Source organism: Alteromonas sp. ASW11-130, from assembly GCF_026183735.1.
Taxonomy (GTDB): Bacteria; Pseudomonadota; Gammaproteobacteria; order Enterobacterales; family Alteromonadaceae; genus Alteromonas.
The window spans coordinates 1-537 of record NZ_JAPFRE010000003.1; the positions used below are offsets into that span (position 1 = coordinate 1).

Sequence of the window (537 nt, forward strand, 5' to 3'; positions counted from 1 at the left end):
TCTCACGATGTGTACGGAGGGCCTTTTTATGCGGTAAGGACGATAATACGGGTAAAAGTTACGAGCATCGTCGACAATGGGTGGAAGACCGCCTAATGTTTTTGGCTGAAGTATTTTGCGTAGATGTCTGTGCCTACGCAGTAATGAGCAACCATACGCATGTGGTGTTGCGTATCAATAAATCTAAAGCCGCTTCTTTATCAGTCAAAGAGGTTATCAGACGCTGGCATAAGCTATACAAAGGCATGCTATTATCGCAGCGTTACGTGAATCCTGCCGAATGCAATGCGATGTCTGAAGCGGAAGTTGAAACCGTAAAAACACTCGCAGAGGTATATCGAAACAGACTTTACGATATCAGTTGGTTTATGCGATTACTGAATGAATATATTGCTCGTAAAGCAAATAAAGAAGATGGTTGTACCGGTCACTTTTGGGAAGGTCGGTTTAAATCGCAGGCATTAATGGATGAAGCCGCGATAGCGGCCTGTATGGCTTATGTAGATTTGAACCCGGTTCGAGCCTGTTTAGCAAAAA

General features: G+C 43.8%; 1 protein-coding gene. It reads left to right on the forward strand.

Annotation, left to right across the window (positions count from 1 at the left end; genetic code table 11):
- Positions 1-537: transposase (locus OPS28_RS00655; RefSeq protein ID WP_442863958.1), on the forward strand; the 537-nt coding region annotated here is incomplete at both ends.